Annotated in this window: 7 protein-coding genes and 1 pseudogene; 2 read left to right on the top strand and 6 right to left on the bottom strand. The window is 74.1% G+C overall.

Annotated elements, in window-relative coordinates:
• A pseudogene (locus tag BG482_RS32300) lies at nt 1-202 on the bottom strand (hypothetical protein); the annotation flags it as partial.
• A 134-nt stretch (nt 203-336) separates the two neighbouring features.
• Complete coding sequence (locus BG482_RS32295; protein WP_176741526.1) at nt 337-2,055, bottom strand: FAD-dependent monooxygenase; 1,719 nt, start codon at nt 2,053-2,055, stop codon at nt 337-339.
• 186 nt (nt 2,056-2,241) lie between these two features.
• Between BG482_RS32295 and BG482_RS32290 the strand changes: the two genes are divergently transcribed.
• Complete coding sequence (locus BG482_RS32290; RefSeq protein ID WP_069772749.1) at nt 2,242-4,092, top strand: protein kinase; 1,851 nt, start codon at nt 2,242-2,244, stop codon at nt 4,090-4,092.
• Nucleotides 4,093-4,174: 82 nt separating this feature from the next.
• On the opposite strand, the gene BG482_RS32285 is transcribed toward BG482_RS32290, so the two are convergent.
• Together BG482_RS32285 and BG482_RS32280 are read right to left on the bottom strand one after the other, a co-directional pair.
• The gene (locus BG482_RS32285; RefSeq protein WP_069772741.1) at nt 4,175-5,104 is read right to left on the bottom strand and encodes an anti-sigma factor RsbA family regulatory protein; all 930 of its coding nucleotides are present in this window, start codon (nt 5,102-5,104) and stop codon (nt 4,175-4,177) included.
• On the bottom strand, nt 5,101-5,457 hold the full coding sequence (locus BG482_RS32280) for an STAS domain-containing protein (RefSeq protein ID WP_176741525.1): 357 nt from the start codon (nt 5,455-5,457) through the stop codon (nt 5,101-5,103). Before BG482_RS32280 ends, BG482_RS32285 begins: the two co-directional genes overlap by 4 nt.
• 245 nt (nt 5,458-5,702) lie before the next feature.
• On the opposite strand from BG482_RS32280, the gene BG482_RS32275 reads away from it, so the two are divergent.
• Nucleotides 5,703-6,341, top strand: a complete 639-nt coding sequence (locus BG482_RS32275) for a DUF6629 family protein (protein ID WP_069772740.1) — start codon at nt 5,703-5,705, stop codon at nt 6,339-6,341.
• Between the two features lie 110 nt (nt 6,342-6,451).
• Here BG482_RS32275 and BG482_RS32270 read toward each other — a convergent pair whose 3' ends face one another.
• Nucleotides 6,452-8,656 (bottom strand): RICIN domain-containing protein, encoded by a 2,205-nt coding sequence (locus tag BG482_RS32270; RefSeq protein ID WP_256096543.1) that lies wholly within the window; start codon nt 8,654-8,656, stop codon nt 6,452-6,454.
• Between the two features lie 306 nt (nt 8,657-8,962).
• The gene (locus BG482_RS32265) at nt 8,963-9,406 is read right to left on the bottom strand and encodes a hypothetical protein (protein WP_069772739.1); all 444 of its coding nucleotides are present in this window, start codon (nt 9,404-9,406) and stop codon (nt 8,963-8,965) included.
• Nucleotides 9,407-9,524 lie beyond the last annotated feature (118 nt).

The following is a 9,524-nucleotide window of genomic DNA, read 5'->3' as shown; positions in this document are numbered from 1 at the left end:
CGCCGTGGGGTGCGTCGTGGTCCTCCTTGTCGTGCTTGCCGGCCCAGGCGCCGTCGCCCTTGCCGGCCGGGGCGTGGTCCTCCTTGCTGTAGGACGAGCCGTCGTGGTCCCGGCCCCCGTCGGCCGCGTGGGCGCCGGGGGCGCCCACCGCGAGAGCGGCCGACGCGGCCGCGGTGGCCAGGATCATGCGAGCAGAACGCATCTGATGGTCCTTCCGTCACGACCGGGCAGCCGACACCACGTCAGCTCGCGGAACCCGATCGGGACGTGATCCACCGTCAGTCAGCGGACACGGCGGCACCACTCGGGGCGTTCACACGGGTGAAGCGCACGGTGTCAGGAAAGCGACAGTCCGGCGTTCAGGACCTGACGCAGCGTCGCCCCGGGGTCCCGGTCCGGGCCCGGCGACCGCCAGGCGACGAACCCGTCGGGCCGGACGAGCACGGCGCCGCCGCGGGTCGTGCCGTGTCGCTCCGCCCAGTCGACGCCGTCGTCCGGCACCAGGTCGGCGTCGGACCCGTTGCCCACCCGGTACGACCTCAGCGGAAGGGCGAGCTCCGCGGCGATGCGGCCGGCCGCCTCGTGCCAGCCGCCCGGCTCGTCGGCGTCGCTGAGCAGGACCAGGGAGCGCTCGTAGAGGTCGAGGGTGGAGATCCGCTCGTCCGCGCGCCGCACCCACAGGTGGGGCGCCCGGCTGCCGGGACCGCCGCTCAGGTCGAGGCCCTCGGGGACGACCGGCACGGCGGGGTCGGCGCCGACGACCGCACCCTTCGGGTAGCGGTAGCCGAGGGCCACGTTGAGGATGCCTCGCTGCGGGCCTCCGCCGCCGGCTCCGGCCGGCGGGGCGAACCCCGGGTGGCTGTGCTCGGCGGACCGGGCGGCGGCCCGGGCGCTGGTGGCCTCCGCCACGGGCCGGCGCTCGGCGTCGTAGGTGTCCAGCAGCCCCTCCCCCGCCCAGCCGTCGAGCACCGCGGCGAGCTTCCACGCGAGGTTGTGGGCGTCCTGGATGCCGGTGTTCGAGCCGAAGGCCCCGGTCGGCGACATCTCGTGGGCCGAGTCGCCGGCGAGGAACACCCTCCCGGACCGGTAGCTGCGGGCGACCCGCTGCGCGGCGTGCCAGGGCGCCTTCCCGGTGATCTCCACGTCGAGGTCCGCGACGCCGACGGCTCGCCGGATGTGCTCGACGCACCGCTCCTCGGTGAACTCCTCCAGGGTCTCCCCGTGTTCGGGGTGCCAGGGGGCGTGGAAGACCCAGTTCTCGCGGTTGTCCACCGGCAGCAGCGCGCCGTCGGCGTCCGGGCTGGTCAGGTAGCAGACGATGAAGTGGCGGTCGCCCACGACCTCGGCGAGCCGGCGGGAGCGGAAGGTCAGGCTGACGTTGTGGAACAGGTCGCCGGGGCCGCTCTGGCCGATGCCGAGCTGCTCGCGGACGGGGCTGCGCGGGCCGTCGGCGGCGACGAGGTAGTCCGCGCGGACGGTGACGTGCTCACCGGTCTCACGGCTCTTCGCCACGGCGGTGACGCCGTCGGAGTCGGTCTCGAACGACATCAGTTCGGTGGAGAACCGCAGGTCGCCGCCGAGCCGCCGCGCGTGGTCGAGCAGCACCGGCTCCAGGTCGTTCTGGCTGCACAGGCACCAGGAGCTGGGGCTGAAGCGGGCCAGTCCGCCGCCCGGGTCGATGTCGCGGAACAGCCACTCTCCCGCGTCGCCGACCAGGGTGGGGGTCTGCAGGATGCCGTGGTTGTCGGCGAGGGTGGCAGCCGCTTCCTGGATGGCCCGCTCGACGCCGGCCACCCGGAACAGCTCCATCGTGCGGACGTTGTTCCCGCGGCCCCGGGGATGGATGGAGGTGCCGGCGTGGCGCTCCACCAGCAGGTGCGGCACTCCGAGCCTGCCCAGGAACAACGAGGTCGCCAGGCCGACCAGGGACCCGCCGACGATGAGGACCGGCACCCTGAGGGTACGGGGGCCGGTCGGTTCGTCTCGTTCGTTCAACACTCTCGCCTCCAGCGCGTCGATTCCGCCGACCCGGCCGGATACGGCGGAGATCCTCATGCATGCCCCGTGGAGCTGACGGCGCTTCAGGCTTCACCCGCCTGCGCCGAGGCGTCGGCGGGCCCGCGCGGGCGGTGCCGGTGGGACGGAACCGCGAGAAACGCTGAGCACCGGGCCCGGCTCGGCTAGCCTCGATCTCCCACCGTGTGCGAACTGAGTTACGACGAACATCACTTCGGGAGTTCCGTGTCCGACCAGCTGCCGCCCCCACCGAACTCCGCGGCGGAAGAGGCCGCCGCGCTCCGGGAGACCGGGGCCTCACCTCTGCGGATCGGCGACCCGGACCGCGTCGGGCCCTTCGTCCCGGTGGCGCTGCTCGGCAGCGGCGGGATGGGACGCGTCTATCTGGCCCGGGCCGCCGACGACACGCCCGGGTTGTTCGCCGTGAAGGTGATCCGGCCGGAGTACGCCGAGGACGTCCGCTTCCAGCGCCGGTTCGAACGCGAGGCCGCGGTGCACGGCCGGCTCGGGCCGCCGCACGCCCCTGGTTTACGCGGAACCGGCTGGGACGACCGGCTGCTGTGGATGGCCACCGAGTACGTTCCGGGCCTCGATCTCGCCGACGCGGTGCGCGAGGGCGGGGCCCTGCCGACGGCCGCCGTGTGGCGGCTGACCGCCGAACTGGCGCGGGCGCTCACCGCGCTCGCCGCGGTGGAGGTGGTGCACCGGGACCTGAAGCCGTCCAACGTGCTGGTGTCGCCGCAGGGCGCGTACGTGATCGACTTCGGCATTTCCAAGGCTCTGGACGCCAGTGCGATCACCGGCACCGGCAACCGGGTGGGCACCGCGGCCTACATGTCCCCTGAGTACCTGAGGACCGGTCACTGCGACACGGCCTCCGACGTGTTCTCGCTGGCCGGGACCCTGCTCTACGCGGCCACCGGGCGGGCCCCGTTCGGCGACGGCACGGGGGTCGACGTGATGCACCGGGTCGCGTTCGAGGAGCCGAACGCGGAGGTGACGGCCGCGGTCTCGGCGGCCGATCCGGAACTGGGCGCGCTGCTGACCGCGTGCCTGGCCAAGGAGCCCGAACGGCGCCCCGCCCCGCGGGACCTGATCGACGCGGTCGGCGGCCGCGCCGTCGCCACCGGCTGGCCGGAGCCGCTGCGCAGCACGGTGCTGGCCCGGCAGCGCGCCTACGAGACGCTGTACCGGCTTCCCGTCGAACGCACCACGTGGCTGCGACCCTCGGACAACCGGCCTGGCCGGGCCGACCGGGCTGACCGGGCGAACCGGTTCGCGGAGCCCGGGCCGGGTCGCCTCCCCCGGGAGGCGGCCCCGGCGACCCCGTCCGGCGAGGGTTCCCGGGAACGCGACCCGGCTCCGGCGGCCGAAGTGCCCGCCGTCGGGACGGCGCCGTCCGCGTCGGAGGCCACGCCCGCGGTCCGGCCCTGGGCGCGGCGGAAGAGGGTGGCGGCCCTCGCCTCCGTCGCCGCCGTGTGCACGGTCGCCGCGGGCGCCTTCTCCCTCATGCGCGAGGACGGGCCCGCGACCTCCTCTCCTCGGGCCTCCGCGTCGGCGTACGGCAGCAGGCCGGGCGGCGTTCCCGGCGCCGGCGGCGGCGACGGGGCGACGTCGCCCGGCGCCCCGGACCGGGCCTCCGCCGCGGGCTCGTCCAGCAGACGCGCCGACGTCGTCACGGCCGAGGAGGACGCCTCGCCGTCCCTCCCCTCGGCCTCCCGCCCCGCCACCGCCGGCACGGGGAGCACGCCCTCCGCCCCCGCCGACGGCGTCTCCGCCTCCCCGAGCCCCTCCCCCGACGCCACGCCCGTCGAACCGGGCGCCCCGCCGTGGATCAGCAACTGCACGTATTACCCGGGCAGCGCCCGCACCAGCCTCGGCGACACCGGCAAGCGGGTGCGGCAGGCGCAGTGCATGCTCACCGAGCGCGGCTACGGCGTCGGAGCGTCCGGTGTCGACGGCACGTTCGGCGCGGACACGGAGACGGCCGTCCGCGGCTTCCAGAGCGAGCGGGGGCTGAAGGCCAACGGCGTGGTGACGAAGGCCACCTGGGCGGCGTTGCGCGCGGACGCCTGACGGCCGGGACCGCCCGCCGAACGGCCTGCGGCGCGCGGCGACGGCGGCCTCCGGGGAACCGCGGCCTCGAGGGCCGCGGCCCTCAACAGGCGAGGTAGAAGCGGACCGTCGTGCCCTCGTCGCCGGTGTGCAGACGCACCAGGTCCGCCACGTAGTGCACCAGCATCAGGCCGCGGCCGCCGAGTTGGCCCCGGGCGGGCGGCCTGCGGCCGGCCAGCGGATCGGCCAGCCGGCCGGCGTCGCGCACCTCGCACACGAGGTTGTCCGCCTCGGCCCAGACCGCGAGGGTCCCGTGTCCGCCGCCGTGCACCACGCTGTTGGTGGTCAGCTCCGCCACCGCCAGTTCGGCGTCCTGCAGCCGCCCGCCCGCGAGGCCGAGTCGGCCGGCCTGCTCGACGGTGAACGCACGGGCCATGAACAGGTTGTCGGCGTCGAAGGAGAACACGGCGGCGTCCGCGGCGGGCACCAGGGCCTCGTTGTAACGGGCCACGACGGAGCGCCAGTCGTAGACGTCGCTGACCCGACGCCCGTCGCGGGACAGGAGGGTCGGGTGGGTGATCCTCGCGTCGGCGAGGACCGTCTCGTCCAGGTTCGCCTCGTCGTACGGGCACAGGATGGTGACCGCCCGGCCCTCGAAGGCCGCGTTGATCAGCGCCTCGTGCTGCGCGCACGCCGGATACTCCAGCGCGCTGCGGCCGGCCCAGATCGGCTCGCCGATGATCCGCGCGCGCTCCTGCGGGTGGGAGTCGGCGAACGAGCGGAGCACTCCGGGGATGATCCGGCCGGGGTTGCGGCCGGCCTGCGTCATGTCGAGCAGCAGGACGCCCTCGGCGTCGGCGCCCAGTGCCGTCCTGATCAGCTCCAGATTGGGGCCGGGCACCGCGACCGCCACCGGCTCGCCGAGGCCCAGGCCCTCCTGGACGAACGACACCGTCCGGTCCACGTACTCCTGCTCGCCGCGGTAGAACAGCGCGGGATGCTCGAACGCCTCGTGGGTCGCCACCGTGTTCATCGCGGCGCCACCTCGATCCGGCGCAGGCCCGGCCAGAACAGGCCCAGGACCCGGGGCACCTGCGGCGGCGGATGCTCGACCACCATGCGGCCGCCGGGCAGGCCCAGCGCGGTGACGGCGAGCGCCGCGACTCCGGCCACGTCGACGAACCCCACTTCCGACAGCTCCACGTAGGACACGTCGGCGTGCTGCCGTGCCAGGCCCGCCAGCGCGGCTTCCCACGGCGACCTGGTGACCTCGCTGATCTCACCCCTGGCGCGAATGCCGGGCCGACCCGGCAACGGGCCCACCTCCAGCGCGGCCCCGCCGCGCACCGGCTCCCACCCGTCGACTGCCTGCGAGGGGTCCACCACCCGCGTCCTCCTTCGTGTCCGCGGGTCTCCCCCGCCGCCCCGGGGAACCAGCCCCGGACGGCCGCTGCCCGCTCCGTGCAGCCTAACGCGGCCTTCGGCGCCCCTGCCGCCCTGTCCCAGGAGTCCGTTCGACCGTGTTCGAGTCGGTTCGCCCGCGTTCGGCGTTCGCCCGCGCGCCGGGTGGACGCCCGGCGTGCGAAGTAGCGTGATCCGCACGGCGAGACGGTCGACCCCGGGGTGACGTGATGTGTTGGAGTGCGACGGCCGATCTGGTGGCGGGCGCGGGTGTGACCGCCGTCGGCGTGGCCTGTGTGACGCGGGTGCGCGACCGCCGGGACCTCCCCCTCGCCGCGCTGCCGCTGCTGCTCGGCGCGCACCAGCTCGTGGAGGCGGCGGTGTGGGACGCGGGCGGGGGCGGCGGAGCCGCCGCGGTCGCCTGGGCGGTCATCGCGCTGCCGCTGCTGGCGGTGTGGGTGCCCGCGGCCGTGTGGGCGGCCGCCCCGTCGTCCGCCCGGCGCGGGCCCGCGTGCGCGCTCGCGGTCGGCCTGGCCACCGCCGCGGGGCTCGCGTACGGGATCGCCACCGGTCCGGTGACGGCCGAGCTCCGTGTCCACACCGTCGGCTACCGCCTGGACGTGCCCCATCCGCCGGTGCTCGTGGCGGGCTACCTGCTGGCCACCGTCGGCTCGCTGCTGCTCTCCGGCGACCGGCGGTTGCTGGTCCTGGGCGCGGTGGTGGCCGTGGGGGCGGCGGTCTGTTTCACGCTGTGGCGGCTGGAGTTCGTCTCGACCTGGTGCGCGTTCGCGGCGCTGTGGTCGGTGCTGCTGTTCGACTGGGTCCGTCGCCGACCGGCCGCCCGCAGGCTCGGCCCGCACCCCCAGTGACGTCGCCCTGGGGCGCGACGAGGGCCGTGCGCCCGGCGTGGGCCGGGGCGGTCGGCCCCGGCACCACGGCCGACAGGGTCGTCAGGGTGAGCGGCGGGGCCGCGGTCCCCTCACGGGTAGCTCACCAGGTTGGCCACGTTGGTGGACGCGTCGGACGGCCCGCCCCGGTCGTCGATGACGTGCCGGATGGTTCCGGTGCCGCCCAGGGAGACGGTGACCATGTTCTGGAACCGCACGTTCGGGTTGTTCGGGACCTCGAAGGCGTGCTCGGCGGTGACGCTCGGGTCGACGTTGAAGTAGCAGTAGCTGCCGAGCCCGTAGGCCTGATGGCTGGTGACCGAGTCGGCGACCTTGTAGGCGGCGTAGCCCCGGGTGGCGCCGTTCATCCAGGCGGCCTGGTTCGGCGGGTCGTACGGCATCTCGTTCTGGTAGAAGTACGTCCGGCCGCCGTTGCCGTTCCAGACGGTCTGGTGCTTCTGGAAGTGCTCCACGAACAGGCCGTACATGGTGACGTCGTCGCCGTTGACGACCAGTCCGGTGTCCGCGGGGTTGGTGTTCCACCCCACCCCGCTGCCGTGGTCCGCGCGCCAGATCCACATGTGGTCGCCGATGACGTCGTCGCTGTTGACCACGAGGCCGGCGGTCGCCTTGCCCACCGCGGCGCCGCCGACCCGGAAGTACACGTCGTGCAGCGAGGCGGGGTTCGCCGAGTGGTCGGCGGCGGCGCCGGCCGGACCGAGTTCCAGCAGGGTCTGCGAGTCGGCCGTTCCGGCGTCGAAGAGGAGGCCCGCGACCTTCACGCCGTCGACGTCGGCGACGGTCATGGCCGTCACACCGTTGTCCGGGACGAAGGTGGCGAGGCCGAGACCGAGGACGACGGTGTCCGGGCGGGTCACCCGCAGGGTCTGGTTCAGGTGGTAGACGCCGGGGGTGACCAGCAGGTTCCTGCCGTCGGCGAGGGCGGCGTTCATCTGGGCGGCGGTCGCGCCGGGCTTGACGACGAAGAACCGGTCGAGGCCGAGCGACGCGCCGGCGGCCGTCCCGTCGGCCCAGCTGACGCCCGAGGAGCCGGTCCGCACGGACGGCACGAACACCCTGTAGGCGCCCGCCGCGTCGACGTACAGGAAGGGCTTCTCCCGGACCGTCGGGGTCTGGTTCACGGTGGTGTAGGGCGGGTTGGGGAAGCTGTTGCCGGGCACGCCCCGGCTGCCGACGAAGACCATGTTCCAGTTGGAGCCGGTCCAGGAGCCGAGCTGGGAGTTGCGGGTCAGCCACTGCTGCTGGGTGCCGGAGCGCACCTGGCCGTCGACCTTGCTGTCGGCCATGAACCCACCGCTGGACCAACCGCCGTCGCTCAGCTCCAGGTTGCCGCGCAGATGCATGCGCCGGTATCCGGACGCCTGCGACACGGCCCACCGGTCGGTGCCGCCGGTGGGGTTCACCGACAGGTTCTCGGCGCCGCGCCAGAAGTTCTGGGTGGCGTTCTGCGGCGGGAACCAGTCGGCCTCCACGTGCACGGCGCCGTTGATCGTGACCGAGTCCGGCGACTGGCCGAGGCCCAGGACCTGGGTGTAGAAGCCGACGTTGACGTCGTTGCTGTACGTGCCCGGCTTGAACATCACCGCGTAGCGCTGGGCGCCGAACTGGTTCGTCTCCTGCTGCTGGAAGATCGAGTTCAGCCGGCTCTGGATGGTGGACGAGGGCATGGACGGGTCGAACACGACCACGTTGGGGCCGAGGTCGACGTCTCCCGGCGCGGTGCTCACGGGCGCCACCTGGAAGCGCTGGGCGGCGGTGCCGTTGCAGGCGTACTGCACGAGCTGGACGCCGTCGGCCGTGGCGGCGGAGGGCACGTCGAGGCACTTGCCGCTGTTGCGGTTGACGAAGTGGTACGCCCCTGCGCCCTCGTCCACGGCCTGCCACTGCTGGTTCGCGCCGCCGCCGTAGGTCCACAGGTGCACGGCCGCGTCGTCGGCGGTCGAGACGTCGCTGACGTCCACGACCTGCTGGGCGTCGTTGCGGTTGCCGATCCGGACCTGGCCGTCGCCGGTGGGGGTGAAGCTCCACTGCTGGGCGGTGGTGCCGTTGCAGGTGTACTGCTGCACCGCGGTGCCGTTCGCGGTCGCTGCGGACCGGGCGTCCAGACACTTGCCGCTGCCGGTGTTCACCAGGGTGGACCAACCGGTGGGCAGGGCGGCCGCTTCGGACGCGGCCCGGACGGGCTGGACGCCGGTGAGGAGGGCGACGGCGGTGGCGGCGGCCACGGAGGCCGCGATCCAGGGGCCGGCGAGGGGTGGTCGTGGGATGCGGAGCACGTGTTCTCCCGTGGCGGGGCCGGACGAGGGCGGCGGCCGGCACGAGACCGGACCGAATAGACATGCACATGACAGATACGCGACGACGGACCGGGGACAGCCGGGAGGTGCGGACGGTCAGGGCCTGAGCCGCCCTGAGCCGCCCGCGCACCACCGCGGCGATCCGCCGACAGCGGGTGGACCGGGCATCGAGGGTGAACCAACCATTGTCGAGGCTTAGTTCACTACATGATTTAAGGAGTGAGCAATGAGTGTGTCAAGGGTTCGGTCCACACCGGCCGCGAGACCGGGCCGGCCCGCCGACCGTCAGAGACCGACGCAGCCGTCGTCCGGGTCCGACGCCGGAGGGGCGGCCTCCGCCGCGATCCGGCGGTACGCGGCGCGCGCCTGGACGATCCGGGCCAGCACCGTGCCGACCAGGGCCGCGCAGCACAGGCAGGTGAGCCAGAAGGTGTCGCGCCGCCCGGTCCAGGTGAGCGTGCCGGCCGGCGGGACCGCGAATCCGTTGAGGGTGAGCCAGCACAGCACCGCCGTGCCGGGCGCCGCCGCGAAGCGGGCGCAGAGGCCCAGCAGGGCCGCCAGCAACGACACCGCCGCCAGCGCCCATCCGGGGCGGTCCGAGCCCACCAGCGTGTTGTGCACGGCCACCAGGATCAAGGCGCCGCAGAAGGCCGAGGCCCACACCACGGGGGTGGCGACGGGCTGGGGCACGGGTCTGGCGCCGGTCCTCAGGGACACCCACTCGATCACGTGCGACGCCTCCTTCCGGTCCCCCGCGTGCACGGGCTGCCGGCCGCCACGGCGGCGTGGACCTCGACCGCATTCTCCCACCGGCCGCGGAACCCCTTTCTGTCCCCCCGTCAGTCCC

Source organism: Streptomyces sp. LUP30 (assembly GCF_001746365.1).
In the GTDB taxonomy this organism is placed as follows: Bacteria; Actinomycetota; Actinomycetes; order Streptomycetales; family Streptomycetaceae; genus Streptomyces.
The sequence above is the reverse complement of the archived record's forward strand: the minus strand, read 5'-3'. Positions and strand labels throughout refer to the sequence as shown.